Source organism: Clostridium sp. (assembly GCF_051650885.1).
GTDB lineage: Bacteria > Bacillota > Clostridia > Clostridiales > Clostridiaceae > Clostridium.
Genome location: NZ_JBOFRG010000132.1, coordinates 1 through 17,869, shown reverse-complemented (window position 1 = coordinate 17,869; position 17,869 = coordinate 1). Strand labels below are relative to the sequence as shown.

The window sequence follows — 17,869 nt, the reverse complement described above, 5'->3', positions numbered from 1 at the left end:
GAACATCTACAGCAGTTGCATGTAAAGTGCTTAGAGAAATGCTTATTGCGTGTAATTAGTTAAGAATTAAGAATTTAGAAAATTAAGAAAAACCGAATTGGCTAAGTCAATTCGGTTTTTCTAAAGACTAGAAAATAATGCATTTTGAATTCTTGATTATTTAGGTTATAATGTTGTAAATAAGATTCACTAAAGATAAAGCTTTGTGAAGGATAGGGAGTGTTTTTATGAATATTGATATAAAGTTAGAGAATAAAGAACTTAATTTAGAAGAGGTTTGTAATTTAAGATTTTTAGGAACTGAAGATTTAGATAAGGTTTTAGAGCTTCAAGATAAGATAATGGAGTGGCTTGATGATTCTGACCTTTATTCTTGTTCTGATAGAGAGTATTTTGAAGATATTATAGATAATACAGGAAAGATTATTGGATGCTTTAATGAGAATGATGAACTTGTTGGAATGGGTGTTTACATAAAATATGGTTTAGATGAACATAATTATGGACATGACATAAACTTAGGTGAAGAAGACCTTTTAAAGACAGCTCAAATTGAATCTACTGTTGTACACAAAGATTATAGAGGAAATAAACTTCAAAATATTATTTGCAGAATGATTGAGAATTTAGCTATTGAGGATGGAATGGAAAGAATAATGGCAACTGTATCACCAAAGAATCCACATAGTTTAAATACATTCTTAAACAATGGATATGTTAAAGAACTTGAAAAGCTTAAGTATTCAGGTCTTATGAGAGCAATTTTAAATAAAAATTTAGTTTAAAGATTTTAGTCTAGGAAAAGAAATTTTTCTAGGCTTTTTTTATCTGAAATTTGAGGAGGGTGAGTTTAAAGTAAGAAAAGTGTAGAGACTGTTATACTAAATTGTTGCTTTTGAAAAAAGTGTTGCATTGGAGTTAGCTCCAAGGTTTATTATATAAGTAGAGAAGAAAACAAATATTAATTGATCAAAAGGAAGAACTAGAAAAAAGAATTAGGGGTATGGAAGAGACACTTGGATACTTAAATCATAAGATTGATGTATATGAAGACCATATTCTTAAATATGAGAAAGAGCAGTTAGATAAAAATAAAAAATAGATGATGTAATTTTAGGAGGTAGAAAGATGGAATATGTAATATTAAATAATGGGGTTAAAATGCCAATAATGGGGTTTGGAGTTTTTCAAATTCCAGATGCACAGGAGTGTGAGGAGGCAGTTTTAGATGCAATAGATAGTGGATATCGCTTAATTGATACGGCACAATCTTATTATAATGAAGAAGCTGTTGGAAATGCTTTAAAGAAAACTTTAGTTCCAAGAGAAGAGTTGTTTATTACTACAAAAATATGGATTAGTAATGCTGGATATGAGAAAACTAAGGAATCTATAAAAGAATCATTGAAGAAATTACAGCTAGATTATTTGGATTTAGTTTTAATTCATCAACCATTAGGGGATTACTATGGTTCATATAGAGCTATGGAAGAGTTATATAAAGAGGGTAAGATAAAGGCAACTGGAGTTAGTAATTTTTCACCAGATCGTTTAGTTGATCTAACTTTATTTAATGAAATTACTCCTGCTATTAATCAAGTTGAAACAAATGTATTTACTCAACAAATTAAAGGGAATGAAGTAATGGAAAAATACTCTATTCAACATGAAGCATGGGCACCATTTGCAGAAGGTAGAAATAATATGTTTGAAAATCCAATTTTAAAAGAAATAGGAGATAAATATAACAAATCAATAGCTCAGGTAATTTTACGTTGGTTAATACAAAGAAACATAGTTGTTTTAGCTAAATCAGTTAAAAAAGAAAGAATGGAAGAAAATATCAATGTATTTGATTTTAAGCTTTCAGAAGAAGAAATGACTATAATTTCAAAAATGGATAAAAAGGAAAGTTCTTTCTTTAATCATGATGATCCTGAAGCAGTAGAATATTTAGCAAAACTAGTTAGAAATGTTTAATTAAAAGATTTTAGTCTAGGAAAAGAAATTTTCTTAGGCTTTTTTGTATGAATTTTAAGAGGAAAAGTTAAAGATTAAGAAGTGTAGAGACTGTTATATAAATTTGTTGCTGGTTAGAGAGAGGTTTGCAGAAGTGAAGAGCTCTGGAGTGAGAGGAAAGAAAAAGTGTAGAGAATGTTATAGGGGATTGTTGCTATTTAGGGAGCAGTTTAGAGAGGTGAAGAGGTTTTGGAGTGAGAGGGAAAGTAGAGTATTGGAGATGTTAAGGACTGTTATATAAAATTGTTGCTAGTAAAGGGAAGCTCAGGGGAAGGAAGTTTGGGAGGAAGTTTGGGAAGAGAAGTGAGGGTTATGGAGGAAGGAAAAATGGAGTGGCTTTGATAATTTGATTTTTATGTTCTTCACTATTAATGATTTAAAGTCTATTTTGTGTATTTGGTGAATAGTATAGTAATAGGAAAAATTTTTTGTTGTGAGTAATAAGTTTGAGTGGGAGTTTTGATTGTTATGGAGATTTTTAAGGAGGAGGTTTTTAAAAGTACATATTTTTATAGTAGAGAAGAGGGAGTTGTTGATGAGTCAATATTGCTTGTTGGTAGAAATGGGTTTGATGAGTATAGAGGGATTTTGGAGATTGATACTTTTAAAATAATACAGTGTTGTATTGATGAGGATAATGTGTTGAAGATTGAGCTGAATTTGTATTTAGGAGAGGCTCAGTTTGAGAGTAATGTTAATGAGTATGGTATTGAGATTTGTAGAAACATTGAGGTTTTTGATTTGGATGGAATTAACTTTTCTAACTTTCCTAAATTTAATCAAAGTTATGCTATGTATAATTTGAAGAAGGATTTTGAGGGGAAGTTTGTAAAGTTTGATGTAACTCATTTGAAGAAGTTTTTCTTTTCTGAGGAAAGGATTGGCTTTACTATTTTAGGTCTTGGTGCTAGAGGTCTTGTTAGTTTTTGTAAAGATGAAAGAAGGGTTCCTTATTTAAAATTTGAATGTGAAAAGGTGAATAAGTCTCCTAAGATTGCTTTAGATAGGTATGAGAGGTCAGTATATGGTTTTTTTATTAGTGATGAAGTTGAAACTGTAGCTATAAAGAATTATAGAGCTATTAAGTGGTCGAAGGTTATCGAAAGTAGAGATGTTCTTGTTTGTGAGAATAAGTATGAGATTGAGATTTTAAGTGAGGGCGTATATAGTGTTGATTATTTTTTGAATATACGGAGTGAATCTGAGGGATATATGTTTTTGAAGGTTGATTCCATGGAACTTGATTATAGCTTTGTTAGAACTACTTTTGATGAACATGGATATGTAGGAAAAGTAATCATAAAATGCAAAAAGGGTAGTAAAATAGCTTTATGTTTACTTGGAAAGGGGTTATTAATTCAAGAGTTTGGTGGTGTAGGAAATATAAAGATAATAAAAATTTGAAAAAGGTGTAGCACTTTTTAAAGAAAAGAATAAGATATATTATGCAATAAGCTAAATTATAAAAGATAAGAAGGAGTGTTTAAATTATGTCATTACCAAAAATTCCGGATATGAATCCTCAGGTTACGGTTAATAAACAAGATGCTGTTAATTTACTTTTATTCTCTATAGGTATGGAAGAAATCGGTCTTAGCCATATCATAAATGCAGAGGGAGAAAAAATTCAATACGTATTAGGTACATTAGTTGATGCAGATGGAAATGCAATTCCAGCTCCAGAAGGTGTAACTATTGATAAAGTTTTAGAAGTTAATAAATCTGTTAGTAATTCTTTAAAAGATGTCTTAAGAAACCAATTATTATTACAATTAAAACTTGAAGATGCAATGACTTTAGTTGATCCTACTACAATTCCTTAGGAGATTTTAAATTTAAAAAGTTGATTGATTTTGCAAAATAACAGTATGGGGGGAGTTTGCTTCTATACTGTTTATTTTTAGTTATTTAATTTTAGTTAGTTGAATATAAGTATAATTAAGAATTAAGAATTAGGGGAATAGCAAGAGATTCTTGGAGGTGTAGAGACTGTTATAGGAAATTGTTGCTATTGAGGAAGAGGTGAGATGTTTGGAGAAGTGTAGGTGAATTTTTTTGAGGGAAGGGATTTTATTATAGATGGTTTGGAAGCGTAGAAACTGTTATAGAAAATTGTTGCTCTTTTGAAAAGGGGGAGATGACGATGGATGAAAAGGAAGAGGTTGGGAGAAGTGTAGGTGAATTTTTTTGAGGGAGGGAATTTTATTATAGATGGTTTGGAAGCGTAGAAACTGTTATAGAAAATTGTTGCTCTTTTGAAAGGGGGGAGATGACGATGGATGAAAAGGAAGAGGTTGGGAGAAGTGTAGGTGAATTTTTTTGAGGGAGGGGATTTTAGTATAGATGGTTTGGAGGGTAGAGACTGTTATAGAAAATTGTTGCTCTTTTGAAGGGGCGAGATGAGGATGGATGAAGAGGAAGAGGTTGGGAAGAAGTGAAGGTGGATTTTTTGAGGGAGGGGATTTTACTAGAGATGGTTTGGAAGTGTAGGAACTGTTATAGAAAATTGTTGCTTTTTTTGAAAAGAGAGTTATGAGGTGGAAGTGTAGAGACTGTTATAGAAGATTGTTGCTGTTAATTAGAATTGATGATTGGAGTTAATTAGAATTGATGATTGGAGTTAATTAGAATTGATGATTGGAGGTGATTTTGATGTCTATGCCTAATATACCTGATGTGAAGCCTGAGATTAATTTGGATATGGAGGATAGTGTGAAGCTTCTTCTTAATTCTATTGCTATGGAGGAGCTTGGGCTTAGTCATATTATTAATGCTGAGGGGGAGAAGCTTCAGTATGTTTTGAAGACTTTGGAGGAGAAGGCAAAGAAGTGTTATGAATGTAGCATGTGTACAGGCTATAAGAAGGGTGTTCGTGAGGATTTGGAGTATATTTTTAAGGTTAATGAGTCTATAAATAATACTATGAAAACAGTTTTTAGAAGTCAAACTTTTCTTCAAATGAAGCTTGAGAATGTTTTAGAGATGAAGAAGAGTTTAGATGAAAAAAGGGAAGAAGAGGATGTAGATGAGTGTGATGGGGAGCTTTATGAAAATAGATGGAAGGATAGTGGAAATAAAGAAGAGATAGGGGTGGAGGCTATTTACGAGGAGGAAGAGGTGTCTTGCATTCCTATATTTTTAAAGGGAAATAATATATGAAGATATTTTATATATTAAATGGAAGTAATGATTTATATAACTCTATTTTGGATAATTTAAATTTGTTTTTGAAGTTTATGTCTGAAAGACCCTATTTAGAGGGTTATTGTATATTTAAAATTGAGGATTGTGATTATCTTAATATATGGGCAAATGGAGAAAGGCTGGAGTTTTATAGAGGTGTCTATGAGATAAGGGAAGGAAGAGTAAAAAAGCTTGGGTTTGAGAATTTTTCTGTAAGGGAAGAGGTTTTTGGAAGAGAGATTGAGTATATTGATGTAGAAAAATTTTTAAGGGTGTATATGAGGGATGAGGATTTTAATGTTGTGGCAATTAGTGGACATGGGGGTCCGTTTCAAGCACTTTTAGATATGAAGGAGGCTGTTCCTTTTTCAATAAATACTTATAATTTAGCAAATATTTTAAATAAGAGAAAAATTGAATATTTAATTTTGGATATGTGTTCTATGAATTATATTGAAGTTGTTTATGAAATTCTTTATGGAAATAATATAAAAAATGTGATTACTTATAGAAGCTTTGCACCTATGGAGGGTGTGGGGATTGAAAACATTATTAAGTGCATTGATGGAGGGAATTTTAAGGAGGACTTTTTTGAGTTAGAGAGTTTATTAGTTTGTTTAGATAAGGAAGATGTAAGAAAATTAGATTTATTTCGTGTAAGTCAAAACAAGAAAATTTTAGAGTTACTTAATAAAAGAGATAAGGAGTTTAAGAGAGGGATTTATGTTCTTAGAACTGAGGAGGTAAAGATAGGGACTCAAACAAGGAGGGGAAAGGCTTTAAGTGGGGGCACTTTAGGATATATTAAATACTTTCTTCAAAATGAAAGTGAGAGAAGAATTTATAGTAGGTTTAAATATACTATAAATAATTTGTGGAACATAGTTGTTAGAGGTGAATTTAAGGTTTATGAGGAAAAGATAAATATAATAGCCTTAGAGAAGGAAGGGCTTTTGAATATTATTTCATCTTATGTAGATGAGGAAGAGGCGTTAGAGCTTTGCGAGGAATATTTAAAAATAAAAATAAAAATGATAAAGGGGAAAGAAATTTAAGGAGGGACAAAGTTATGGCTTATATAGGGATAGATTTAGGAACAACAACATCAGAGATTGCAGTTTTTAAAGAGGGTAAGGCTCAGATAATAAGGAATATAGAGGAGGGGGAAAGCTGTATTGTACCGTCAATAGTTTTGATTGATAGGGGAAATGTGGTAGTTGGTGAAAAGGCTAAAAATCAGATGATATTAAAGGCTGATAAGGTTATCTCAGAGGTAAAGAGATTTATGGGAGAGGATGTAAAGCTAAAGGTTGATAAGAAGGTTTATACACCAGTTGAAATTTCTAGTATGATATTGAAGAAAATGAAGGAGGTAGCAGAGTTTTATTTAGGTGAAGAGATAAATGAGGCTGTTATAACTGTTCCTGCAAATTTTAATAATAAGGGAAGAAGGGATACTAAGGAGGCTGGAAGGCTTGCAGGTCTTGAGGTGAAGAGGATAATAAATGAGCCAACAGCAGCTGCTATAGCTTATGGAATTGACAAAGAAAAGACTGATTTAAAAGCATTGGTGTTTGATTTTGGTGGTGGAACTTTGGATATATCGATACTTGAGATTGTGAATAGGGTTATTGATGTACGTGTAAGCCGTGGGAAGACTCTTGGAGGAAAAGATATAGACAAGCTTCTTATGAAATATATTATAAAAAGGGTAGAAAAAGAAACTGGAAAGAGGATAGATACTAAAAATTTGAGAGCTCTTTCAATGCTTAAAAGGGCAAGTGAGGAGTGTAAGAAGAATCTTGCCTTTTACAAGGAGTGGGATATTGTAATTCCAGGGATTGATAAGGATGAAAATGGAGATTTAATTGATATAGAGTGCACTATTAAAAGAGAGCAGTTTGATGAATTAATAAAGAAGATAATAAATGAAGCTGAGGAGCTTGTTGATGAAGCCTTGAAATCAGCTAAGCTTAAGGAAGAGGATATAGATAAAATAATTTTAGTTGGTGGAAGTACAAGGATAGTAGCTATAAAAGAGCTTTTTAAAAGAAGGTTTGGAGAAAAGAAGATAGTTAAGGGAGTAAACCCAGAGGAAGCAGTTGCTAAGGGGGCTGCTATTCAAAGTGCTATAAAAAGTAAGAGGATAGAAAAAAATATTGTGGTGATTGATACAGCAAATCATACTTTAGGAGTAGAGGTTTTAGGGGGAGTGTTTGACCCCATAATAGAAAGGGATACAAAGCTTCCAGCAGAAGAAATAAAATATTATAAAACGGTTGAGGACAATCAAGATGAGGTGTATATAAATATTTATCAAGGTGAAAAAAGCTTAGTAAAAGACAATGTATTTATAGATAGAATAGAGATGAAAAAAATTCCTAAAAATAAGAGAGGGAAAGAAGTAGTTGAAGTAAAGTTTAGATATGATTTAGATGGAATTTTAAATGCAGAGATAAGGATAGCTAGTACAGGAGAAATGGAAAAGAGAAGATTTAAGGATGGACAGCTATTAGAGGAAAGTGAACATATAGAGAGAAATATATTAGAGGATATAGAGGCTGATGATATAAATGTTGATGATATAGATTTAGATGAAGTTATGGTGGAAACTAGAGCTAAGACTGATGAAGAGGTTTATGAGAAAGAGATAAAGGGTGAAGAATTCAGAGGAGAACCAGAAAAAATAGAAGAGACAGAAGAGATAGAAGCGACAGAAGAGACAGAAGAGATAGAAAAGATAGAAGTAATAGGACAAAGAGAAGAGATGGAAGTAGAAGGGGTAGAACAAAGAGAAGAGATAGAAGAGATAGAAGAGATAGAAGAGATAGAAGAGATAGAAGAGATAGAAGAGATAGAAGAGATAGAAGAGATAGAAGAGATAAAAGAAATACACGAAATAGAAGAAATAGAGGATAGAGAAAGGGTACAGGAGGTTGATGATGAAGATGAACAGAGAGAAGAAGAAGAAACTGTTGATTTAGAGGAAGCTAAGGGCAGTATAGATAATGGGGATGAAGAAAATACTGAGGAAGACTTTGAAGATGATGAGGATTATTCAAATATATTTGGAGAGGTGTATAATCTTGTAAGCTATGTAAATACAAATATGGAAAGTTATGAGGGAAAGGTGCAAGAGCAGGTTAAGCTTTTATTACAAGACCTTTTAGGAGTTGTGAAGGCTGAGAAGTTTAAGGAATGTAGAGAAATTGAGTTTAAGATATTAAAGCTTATAGGAGTAGAGTAGTATGGATATAAATAAAATGAAAAATTTAGAAATTTATTTAGATACAACTCTTAAATATAAAAGATTAAGGGATGAAGAGGTGGAAGTTTTATTTTTTATTAAATATAAGCTTCAGAAGTATGGAGAAGGAAAAGAAGTACTAAAGTTTATGGAAAAAGAAAAGAGGAAGACTTTAGAAGAAAGATATTATAAGAATAAGGAAAGTCAGTACCAAAAAAGTAAGGTTCTTTTAGAGTATTTAAAAGAAAATGAAAATAAAAAGGCATTGAAGGTGTTAGAGGAAATTTTATTAGAAAATAAAGCTTGTGAATTATTAGAATTAGAAAAAAATCTTAAAAGAAGGAATAGTATTTTTTATAGATTTAGAAAGATGTTATTTAACTAGATAGAAAAAGAATATTTTTAGTATTTAGAATATTATTTAATGAAAATAAAGTATAAGACATAATGGAGAGGCTATCTTTTGTTTGATAGCCTCTCCATTATACTTTTTAGTAAAAAGAAAATCCACGTCCAGGGTTTGAAAGCTTTATTAATAATGGACTTGAGGAACATTCAAAGACAGTTATATCATCTTCATAATTAAACTCTCCTGTAGCTACAGAACTTTCTATTCCTACAAATGGAGAGAGAAGGATTATTCTATAGATAAAGGTAATTGTAGTACTAGGATTCATTGAAGGAATGCTTATACTTAAAATATTATTATCTACAGAAAAATTACCAAGTGGAAGTGTGTCACTATCATAAAAATTAAATTTAGATGAGAAGATATCTGTTATATGAATATTTTGCATTTCTTTATTTGTATCATTTTTTATTATTAGCTTATATTCAACAATATTTGTGCTAGAGCATTTTATCATATTTTTTGTGAAAATACCTTCTGTAGTTAAATTTCTTTGATATTTAGATAGGATTTCCATTGAAGCCTCTGGATATGCTATTACCACATTACTTAAGGTTTCAGTTGTTAAAGTGTCTGAATTGTTTAAATTACTATAATTGCTATAAGCTATATTGTCCATTCCAAGGCTTGGAAGTGTTTGGTTTAAAAATGAATTTAGAGTAACTGTAAGGGTTGAGTCTTTAGTTAATTCAGCAAGATTTAGTGAATATTTATTTGAGGTATTATCAAAGCTGCCAGTGAAATCCATATTTACAAAGGTTAAATAGCTTGGAAGAGTATCCACAATATTTACATTATATGCAGATGATTTACCTATATTAGAAACTACAATAGAGTAAGTAATTGTATCTAAATAGCTTGAAAATATAGGGAACTTACTTAAATTGAAGCCTTCAGTTGGGTTAGCTTGAAATTTATTTAAGATAAGTCCAGGTGCTACAATTAAAAGAGTGCGATTTAAAGATTTAGCGTAATTTTCAGGTGCATATAAAACATCACTCCAATCTATTGAAGTTGTTACAGTTGAAGACTTTTCATAATTTACTAAGTTTGCTGATACTATCTTGTCTTTATAAGTTAAGGTATAAGATACAGTATTTAAGGATGAATCTATAGTATCACCTAAAGGAAGATTAAAGTTATTTGTAGAAATTACTGGTATGGTAGGAGTTCCATTTAAATAAACATCATGAACATTTGATGAGTTTGTTGAATTTAAGGAATCCTTAATTTTAGCGTTATAACATAAACAACCTCTTGGGAAGGTTACAGTTATAAAAACAGAAAATTCTTCAAAAAGTCTAACAGTGCTATTAACATAAGTTTTTGTAAGGGTTGGCTTACAAGCAGTTAAGGTTAGTAAAGCATTTAATGGGAATTCATTAAATGAATATATATAGGAATCTAGAGCTTGTTGGCTTGTACCATTACTGCAAGAAAGAGTTAAATCATAATCCATGCCTAAGATTGGAACTGTATCTATAGTTAAATTATTTGTAATAGTCAAAACTTCATAAGGCGGAAGCTTTGGTATTGATATATTTAAAATGTTATTAGTAACATTGTAAGCTATAGTACTACCAAGGGATGAAGAAAGATTTAAGTTGTTAAAGGTGAATAAGGATGGTATTGTGGAAAGCACCTTTAAGTTATAACCATCTACTAAAATATTAGTATCATCAGCAGAGTCGTTTGAAATTACAATTTCATAAGCTAAAGTATCTGTATATTTAAGACATTTAGAGTTTGGAACTGTATTAGCTAAGTGAATGTGAGGTATTCCAAAGTTTAAGAGTGAGGAATCTCTTGTAGAATAAGATTGGTTTTGAGAGTTTACTAAAGAACATTTAGCTAAATTATATAAAAATCCATCATTAAATTCAGGTCCAACTAAAAGGTCAAATTTAAATTCAAATTCTACACCGCCATCTAAATTACCAACTAAGATTTTAGTTCCATTATCAGGAATAGTTACATAAGTTCCTGAAGAGGGAAAATCACCTGTAATTTGAATATTTTTTACTGTTAATACTGAAAGATTAAGTGGTGGATAATCAAAAATTAATACATCCTTTTGTTTAGCAGAAACAGTATTTGCATTGTAGTGAAGGTTAAATCTAATATAATCTCCAGTAGAGGCAGCATCATAAGATTTTATACTAGAATCACTATTTAAATATGCTACAACATCTGTAGTTAATAGAGGTGGCTCGCAAGTAATTGAAACTAAAGAGCTTAAAGAAGCATTTTCAGAAGAAGAGATTATACCACCATTAAAGGTAAAGGCAGTAGTAAAAATATCTGTAGAATAAACATATTTAGTGTCTATCTCACCTTCTGATAAGGCATATTCATTTTCAGTTGTAGTATAAACCTTTATAAAGCCTTCACTATTTTGAGAAAGAGAAGAATAATTAAAGGTTAATATAGTATTTAAATCTACTATGGTGGTAGAGTTTGGAGTGAGGGTGGAGCTTATATAACTCATACCATTAGGAATACTAAAAGTAAAAATAGCATCAGAAATACTTGAATACTCTGATATAACATAAGTTAGAATATATTCATTTACTGAATTTACATCAGTATAATTACTACTACAAGAATGGTTTATTATTACACTAGAAGATTGAATAGAAAATTCAGTGTAATAAGAAGACAGACTGCCTGTAAGATTAAAGGTTGATAAAAGGCTAGCATTTTCTTCTATAAGAGAGCCTGAATTTTCAATACCGTTTAAGGTATATTTATCATAAATAGCAGCTTGGAAGGAAAGCGTTACAATTCCATTAGCTGAAAGAGTTTTATTATTTAAAGAAAGAGAGGTTATATTAGTAACAGAAGTTGGCGTAGTTATAATAGGATTTGTAAAGTTTGAAGCGTTACTACCAGTTGAAGAAAAGGCTCCTAAATATCTAATTCCATTAGCTAAATTTAAAATAAAGGAAAGGTTTGAACTTTCTCTTTCTGTATTTTCTATTTGAATTGAAATTGTAAAAGGGTTTGTAGCATTTTCAGAGCTTGTAGTTCCAGCACCTTTTAAGGTTTTCCCAGGATAGGTTATTTTAGCACTATATCTTATAGAGGTTATAGTTGTATAGGAAGTTTTAGAAATTACAGTATTTCCAGAATCAAATGTTCCACGTGGTTTACTATCTCCTTTAATTAATATAGAGATGTTTGAAAAAAGATAGTTGTATGGAACTAAACTATTATTAGACTTAAAATTATTATCAATTTTAAGAGTTAAAATTAAATCAAAGCTTTGACTGTTTGGATATAGATCCGTTAAGTTAAAAAAAGACACATTAGTATTGAAAGAAGAATCTACATCAATACTATTGCTTATAACAGAGGCGGTAGTGAAGCTCATCCCATCAGGAAGCTTTAAAAAGCAATTTAAGTTATATATAGGGTCAGTTAAGTTAAGATTTTTAATTGATAACTTAAATTGAGCAGTTTTTCCAACAACACAAGAGGGGATAGATTCCCCTGTTATCTTGGAAAAGGTTATATTTAAATCAGTAGAACTTAATGGCATAAATTTTCCTCCTTTTTAATTTTTTGTGTAGTGAATATTTAAGGCTTATTTATATCTAGTTTTTATAATCTCATAAAGCTTAAAGGTTCCAATAGCTGAAGATAAGGCTATTGATGAAGTATTCTCGATTAAATGGAGGTCTTCTTTTGATAAAAGGTCTTCGCAACAAGTTAAAAGGCTACAATCCTTTGTAGGTTCTCCATGAAACTGCTTGTAGCGTGTTCTATATAATTTAACAGTGCAAACATTATCTAAGCCTAAGGGTACTCTAAAAAGCTTTTGAGAGTATGTGTCTAAAAATTTATAATTAAAATTCACGTTATGAGTAACTAAATCTAAATTATTGCAAAACTTAACAAACTCTTGAAGAACAACATCTAAGGGTTGGGCTTCTGATAAAGCTGTATTAGAAAGCTTTGTCTTATCTTCAGTTGCAAGGCTTATTGACTGAAGAGGGTTTACAAGAGAATGAAAAGTATCCTGAGCTTGTCCGTAACTAACACGTACTCCAGCAATTTCAATAACAGAATTTGAATGAATATTTATACCTGTAGTTTGAATGCTAAAGGCTACATAATTATAGTGGGAATAAACTTTATCCTTAGGACAAGAAAGTGCAAGAGATAGTTTCCTTAAGGTTTCCTCATATAAATGATTAAAATCAATTTCAAAAAGAGAATTTAAAATATTTATAGGGAACAAATCTAAATATTTTTCCTTTAAAGTAAATAAAGCATAAGCTTTCTCATCAAGAGAAAGAAAATTATCATTTAAAATATTTAAAAATTCAAGAATCTCTGACTTTTCAGTTGAAGATAAAGAAACTGTAGAAGACGGCATTTTATCAACAGCTGGAGCAGTAGAAACTTCTGGGGAAGGCTCATCATTAAAGTCAGAAATAATAGACTCTGATAAATCTATTAGTGTTTTATCAGAAGCTTCAGCATTAGTACTTGGCAAGGTTAATATATCTATAATTGTGCTTGGAACAATAGTATTAGTTAAGGCAATAGGGGTATCTGCTTTTATTAAACTTGGATTTTCATTAGAAACAGATACAGTTACTTTAGTATTATCATATGCAGTTGGAGCAGACAAGGTTTCTTCTATTTTATTAAACTTAGTTTGTTCTTTTAGTAAAGGGTTTTCAACAAAATGAGTAATTTTAGCTTTATCATCTGAAGTAGAAACATTAATAGAAGGGTCAATATTTTTAACAACTTCTAAAAGAGAATCACAATCTTCCTTTGAAATAGTACCTATGTGTAGATTATCAAATTTTCTAACATCTACAGAAAGGGCTAAAATTTCTAAAATAAGTTTATCCTTATTAAAAGATGGGTCAACTGTGTTTTTTAAAAGGGTTTTATATTTATCTTCGCACTCATTTAAAAGAGTAGTGCAGTCAGTACATAATCCATTATTTAGTTTCAAAAAAATTTTTGAAGTGCCACATATAGAACATTTTGGCAATTTAATCATCTCCTAGCTTTATAAATTTATATAGTAATTTTTATTAAATAATATGAATAAATATTTAGATATAGAATAAAAAATAGGAGAAAATGATGAATTGCTTTAAAAGATTAAAAATAAAAGAAGATACTAATTTAGAAAAGCTTAGAGAAGCATATTATAAAGAAATATACAATCATCCACCAGAAATAGATGAAAAAGCATACATAGAGATAAACAAAGCATATAAAGAGGCTTTAGAAATTATAGAAAAAAGAAAAGGAAATTACGTAAAGCTAGTAGAGGAAATTTCAGACTTTAAAAAAGAAGAAAATAGAAAGCAGTTAGAAAGCTTAATATTAAATATAATAAATGAAGTAAACTTAAAAAATTTTAAAGAGAAAAATGAAGATATACTAAAAATAATAGAAGTTCTAAATAAAAGAGATATGAAGCTTGAAATAATATTTTTAATAGAAAGTATGTGCTACAAGCTTGAGAAAATGGAGCTTAAAGGTCTTGAAGAAGCTTATAGAAATTTAAAGAAAAATGTTATGGAGAAGGTTTATGGAGATAGATAGAAAAATTGAAGACTATATAAAAAGGTTAGAGAAAAATATAAATGAAGAAAAGGAAAAAATATGTGAAGAAGACATTGAAAAAGAAAAAACAAAAGATTTAAAAAAAGATATAAAAAGAGTAGAAGAAAAGCTAAACAAAATAGAAGGAGTATACATCCATAAAGAAAAGCTAAGAGAAAGAATTTTAAGTAAAGATGAAGAAAAGCTTTTAAAAGGCATAATAGGAATTTTAGATGGAATAGATTGGATTTATAATGAAGAATTAGATGTAAAAATAAGAAACAGAGCAAGGCTTAGCAAAAAAATTATAAAAAGAGAACTAGAAAACATGAACATAAGCATAAATGGAGAAGTTGGGGAGCTTTATAATGAAAACTTCCAAATGGGAGTAGGAGAAAAAACTATTTTAGAAAAAGATGAAAATCAAATTCTAGAAGTGCTAAGGCAAGGATATTTTTATAAAGGTAAGCTACTTAGAAAAGCAGAAGTTATTGTTAACACGAAGGGGGTTATTAATTAGTAATTTAAAATTAAAAATGAAGAATTGGGGGCGTAAATAAAGTGCTTCATAAAGAAACACTTCAATAAAAACTGAAGTGTTTCTTTATTATGAGGATTAATATCTTTGGTTAAAGTTTTTTAAGATATTTCTAAGCTTGGTAAAAGCCTTCTTTTTAACATACTTACATCTAGAATAATCTAAATTATACTTTCTAGCGTAAGCTACAATAGGACACTTTAAATCAGAAGATAAAATAAAAAGAATAAGTCTTTTTTCTTCAGGCTCTAAATACTCTAAAGCACTCATTAAAGAATTAGAAGAAGCGGTGCGGATAATCTCATCTTCAATACTTAAAGCAGGATCAGGCAAAGCATCTAAATAAGTAACATTAGAATTAGGAACAAAAGAATCTAAGCTTGTACAATTCCCATGACGTACATTCCCACGGCATAAATACTTCAAATTATTAGACAAAGCCATTTTAATATAAGAAGGAAAAAAACCAGAAAACTTAAACAAACTAAGAGCATGTAAAAGTGTTAAATTACAATGCTGAACCAAGTCATCAAAAGTATAACCAGGAATATTATACTTCTTAACTAAAGAAATAATAAGAGGAGTAAAAGCTACTAAAAGAAACTCACGAGCTTCTAAATCACCCTCTTTAGCCCTTAAAATAACATCATCATCAATAGTATTTTTTTCATAAACATTTTGCATAAAAAATCTCCTTTCTTTTAAAAAAATAAGAACGTATGTTCTGCTTTTAGAATACAATATTTGGAAAGTTATGTCAATAATAAAAGATTAGAAATAAAAAGAAAATAAGATTATAAATTAAAAAGCACTTCAAATTTTGAGGTGCTTTTTGATGTAAAGAAAAAGAGAAAAATTTTGTTAGAATATGTTAAAATAGAGGTATAAAAAAGATGAAAGGAATAGGAGTATGGCGACTTTATATGATAATGAGAATACTTTAGACCAAACTTTATTGATAAAAGAAAAAGATATTTCTTATAACAGTAATTGTATAATTGGTGGAGATAAGGACTTTTTAATAAATAGATTGGAAGAATCTTTTAATAAAGCTACAAGGATTGATATCATAGTAGCTTTTTTAAGAGAAACTGGTGTAAAACTTTTAAAGAAGGATTTAGAAATTGCAAGAGATAATAAGGCAAGAATAAGAATTCTTACAGGAAATTATTTAGGGATAACAGAACCATCGGCTTTATATCTTATGAAGGACATATTAGGAAATGATTGTGATATGAGATTTTATAAAGATGCAACACGTTCATTTCATCCAAAGGCATATATTTTTCATTATGCAGATGGAAGTGGGGAAATATTTATAGGTTCATCTAATATATCTTTATCAGCTTTAACTAGAGGTCTTGAATGGAATTATAGAATAAGAAAAGAAAGAGAAGAAGAAGATTTCAATTATTTTTGTTCTGCATTTGAAGATTTATTCTTAAATGAATCAATAGTATTAAATGATGAGGAACTTAGAAAATATTCTAAATCATGGGTGAAGCCTAAAATACAAAGAAGTATGATTGAAGGAACTGAAAATGTACAAGATTTATTTTCTCCAAGAGGTGCACAAATAGAGGCTTTAAGAGAGCTAAAGAAAATGAGAGAAGAAGAAATTGACAAGGCACTTGTAGTTGCAGCAACAGGAATTGGAAAGACTTATTTAGCAGCTTTTGATTCATTTGAATATAAAAAAGTACTATTTTTAGCTCATAGAGAAGAGCTTTTAACACAGGCAAGAAATAGCTTTACTACTGTAAGAAAAGACTTTAAAACAGGGTTCTTTAAAGGTGAAATAAAAGATACTGAAGTGGATGGACTTTTTGCATCAGTTAGCACTTTAGGAAAAGAAGAGTATTTAAATGAAGAATATTTTAAAAGCGATTACTTCGATTATATTGTAATAGATGAAGTACATCATGCAGTAAATAAAAACTATTTAAATATATTAAACTACTTTAAGCCTAAATTTGTATTAGGAATAACAGCAACACCAGAAAGAATGGATAACAAAGATGTATTCAAGCTTTTTGACTACAATGTAGCCTATGAAATAAGACTTTTTGAAGCTATAAATAAAGGTTATTTATGTCCTTTTAGATATTATGGAATATATGATAATAGCGTAAACTATGAAGAGATAGAAATGAAAAATGGAAAGTACAAGGAATCAGAGCTAGAAAAATATTTAATGATAGAAAAACGTGCCAACCTTGTATTAAACCATTATAAAAAATATAAATCAGATAGAGCAATAGGGTTCTGTTCAACAAAAAAACATGCAGAATATATGGCAAAATACTTTAATGAAAAGGGAGTAAACTCTTGTGCTGTATACAGTAATGCAGATGGGGAAAACTCATTAGAAAGAAGTGAAGCTATAAAAAAAATAAAAGATGGCGAAATAAAAGTAATATTCTCAGTAGATATGTTTAATGAAGGTGTAGATATAAAATCATTGGACATGGTAATGTTTTTAAGACCAACAGAATCACAAACAGTATTCTTGCAGCAATTAGGAAGAGGACTAAGATTAGATAAAAATAAAGAATATGTAAATGTACTAGACTTTATAGGAAACTACAAAAAAGCAGATATGATACCAAGTCTTATAGGACAGAGAAAAAAAGAATTTGGAAGCGAAAAAGGAAATCCAAATGAATTTAAGTATCCAGAAGACTGTATCATAGACTTTGACTTTGAATTAATAGATATATTTGAAAAAATGAAAAACAAAGACAAAAAAATAAAAGACTTTGTAAAAGATCAATACATTGAAATAAAAGAATTTTTAGGACATAGACCAAGTAGAGAAGAGTTTATAGAAAGTATAGATGAAGAAATATACAAAAAAGCTAAAACATCAAAAAAGAATAACCCATTTAAAAACTAC

The 17,869-nt window shown here is 29.7% G+C and carries 14 protein-coding genes; 11 read left to right on the top strand and 3 right to left on the bottom strand.

Annotated features, from left to right (window positions below):
* Positions 1 to 227 precede the first annotated feature (227 nt).
* The 8 genes from ACRC28_RS06520 to ACRC28_RS06485 all read left to right on the top strand — a co-directional run bounded on the left by ACRC28_RS06520 (position 228) and on the right by ACRC28_RS06485 (position 8,834).
* Positions 228 to 785, top strand: a complete 558-nt coding sequence (locus ACRC28_RS06520) for a GNAT family N-acetyltransferase (protein WP_438542643.1) — start codon at positions 228 to 230, stop codon at positions 783 to 785.
* A 343-nt stretch (positions 786 to 1,128) separates the two neighbouring features.
* Entirely contained in the window at positions 1,129 to 1,980 is an 852-nt protein-coding gene (locus tag ACRC28_RS06515; RefSeq protein WP_438542642.1) for an aldo/keto reductase, read from the top strand.
* 507 nt (positions 1,981 to 2,487) lie between these two features.
* The gene (locus ACRC28_RS06510; protein WP_438542641.1) at positions 2,488 to 3,423 is read left to right on the top strand and encodes a hypothetical protein; all 936 of its coding nucleotides are present in this window, start codon (positions 2,488 to 2,490) and stop codon (positions 3,421 to 3,423) included.
* Between the two features lie 86 nt (positions 3,424 to 3,509).
* The gene (locus tag ACRC28_RS06505; RefSeq protein ID WP_438542640.1) at positions 3,510 to 3,842 is read left to right on the top strand and encodes a hypothetical protein; all 333 of its coding nucleotides are present in this window, start codon (positions 3,510 to 3,512) and stop codon (positions 3,840 to 3,842) included.
* 829 nt (positions 3,843 to 4,671) lie between these two features.
* The gene (locus tag ACRC28_RS06500; RefSeq protein ID WP_438542639.1) at positions 4,672 to 5,178 is read left to right on the top strand and encodes a hypothetical protein; all 507 of its coding nucleotides are present in this window, start codon (positions 4,672 to 4,674) and stop codon (positions 5,176 to 5,178) included.
* Complete coding sequence (locus tag ACRC28_RS06495) at positions 5,175 to 6,257, top strand: hypothetical protein (protein WP_438542638.1); 1,083 nt, start codon at positions 5,175 to 5,177, stop codon at positions 6,255 to 6,257. Before ACRC28_RS06500 ends, ACRC28_RS06495 begins: the two co-directional genes overlap by 4 nt.
* A 14-nt stretch (positions 6,258 to 6,271) precedes the next feature.
* Positions 6,272 to 8,449 (top strand): Hsp70 family protein, encoded by a 2,178-nt coding sequence (locus ACRC28_RS06490; protein ID WP_438542637.1) that lies wholly within the window; start codon positions 6,272 to 6,274, stop codon positions 8,447 to 8,449.
* A gap of 1 nt (position 8,450) precedes the next feature.
* Complete coding sequence (locus ACRC28_RS06485) at positions 8,451 to 8,834, top strand: hypothetical protein (protein ID WP_438542636.1); 384 nt, start codon at positions 8,451 to 8,453, stop codon at positions 8,832 to 8,834.
* Positions 8,835 to 8,940: 106 nt separating this feature from the next.
* Here ACRC28_RS06485 and ACRC28_RS06480 read toward each other — a convergent pair whose 3' ends face one another.
* Entirely contained in the window at positions 8,941 to 12,399 is a 3,459-nt protein-coding gene (locus ACRC28_RS06480) for a hypothetical protein (RefSeq protein ID WP_438542635.1), read from the bottom strand.
* Positions 12,400 to 12,444: 45 nt separating this feature from the next.
* Complete coding sequence (locus ACRC28_RS06475) at positions 12,445 to 13,872, bottom strand: 3'-5' exonuclease (RefSeq protein WP_438542634.1); 1,428 nt, start codon at positions 13,870 to 13,872, stop codon at positions 12,445 to 12,447.
* A 95-nt stretch (positions 13,873 to 13,967) separates the two neighbouring features.
* Here ACRC28_RS06475 and ACRC28_RS06470 point away from each other — a divergent pair, with 95 nt between their 5' ends.
* Positions 13,968 to 14,435: a hypothetical protein gene (locus ACRC28_RS06470; protein WP_438542633.1), complete on the top strand. Its 468-nt coding sequence runs from the start codon at positions 13,968 to 13,970 to the stop codon at positions 14,433 to 14,435.
* Positions 14,422 to 14,955, top strand: coding sequence for a nucleotide exchange factor GrpE (grpE, locus tag ACRC28_RS06465; protein ID WP_438542632.1), 534 nt, complete (start codon positions 14,422 to 14,424; stop codon positions 14,953 to 14,955). Before ACRC28_RS06470 ends, grpE begins: the two co-directional genes overlap by 14 nt.
* A gap of 96 nt (positions 14,956 to 15,051) precedes the next feature.
* Here the strand turns inward: grpE and ACRC28_RS06460 are convergent, their stop codons facing one another.
* Positions 15,052 to 15,657, bottom strand: coding sequence for a sigma-70 family RNA polymerase sigma factor (locus ACRC28_RS06460; RefSeq protein ID WP_438542631.1), 606 nt, complete (start codon positions 15,655 to 15,657; stop codon positions 15,052 to 15,054).
* A 226-nt stretch (positions 15,658 to 15,883) separates the two neighbouring features.
* Between ACRC28_RS06460 and ACRC28_RS06455 the strand changes: the two genes are divergently transcribed.
* A partial coding sequence (locus tag ACRC28_RS06455; protein WP_438542630.1) for a DEAD/DEAH box helicase family protein occupies positions 15,884 to 17,869 on the top strand: 1,986 nt, incomplete at its 3' end.

What these genes read in the sequence shown, in the direction of transcription:
- ACRC28_RS06485 (WP_438542636.1), top strand. Translation starts at nt 8,451, where the DNA reads ATGGATATAAATAAAATGAAAAATTTAGAAATTTATTTAGATACAACT.
- ACRC28_RS06505 (WP_438542640.1), top strand. Translation starts at nt 3,510, where the DNA reads ATGTCATTACCAAAAATTCCGGATATGAATCCTCAGGTTACGGTTAAT.
- ACRC28_RS06520 (WP_438542643.1), top strand. Translation starts at nt 228, where the DNA reads ATGAATATTGATATAAAGTTAGAGAATAAAGAACTTAATTTAGAAGAG.
- grpE (WP_438542632.1), top strand. Translation starts at nt 14,422, where the DNA reads ATGGAGATAGATAGAAAAATTGAAGACTATATAAAAAGGTTAGAGAAA.
- ACRC28_RS06510 (WP_438542641.1), top strand. Translation starts at nt 2,488, where the DNA reads ATGGAGATTTTTAAGGAGGAGGTTTTTAAAAGTACATATTTTTATAGT.
- ACRC28_RS06500 (WP_438542639.1), top strand. Translation starts at nt 4,672, where the DNA reads ATGTCTATGCCTAATATACCTGATGTGAAGCCTGAGATTAATTTGGAT.
- ACRC28_RS06470 (WP_438542633.1), top strand. Translation starts at nt 13,968, where the DNA reads ATGAATTGCTTTAAAAGATTAAAAATAAAAGAAGATACTAATTTAGAA.
- ACRC28_RS06460 (WP_438542631.1), bottom strand. Translation starts at nt 15,657, where the DNA reads ATGCAAAATGTTTATGAAAAAAATACTATTGATGATGATGTTATTTTA.
- ACRC28_RS06495 (WP_438542638.1), top strand. Translation starts at nt 5,175, where the DNA reads ATGAAGATATTTTATATATTAAATGGAAGTAATGATTTATATAACTCT.
- ACRC28_RS06515 (WP_438542642.1), top strand. Translation starts at nt 1,129, where the DNA reads ATGGAATATGTAATATTAAATAATGGGGTTAAAATGCCAATAATGGGG.
- ACRC28_RS06490 (WP_438542637.1), top strand. Translation starts at nt 6,272, where the DNA reads ATGGCTTATATAGGGATAGATTTAGGAACAACAACATCAGAGATTGCA.
- ACRC28_RS06480 (WP_438542635.1), bottom strand. Translation starts at nt 12,399, where the DNA reads ATGCCATTAAGTTCTACTGATTTAAATATAACCTTTTCCAAGATAACA.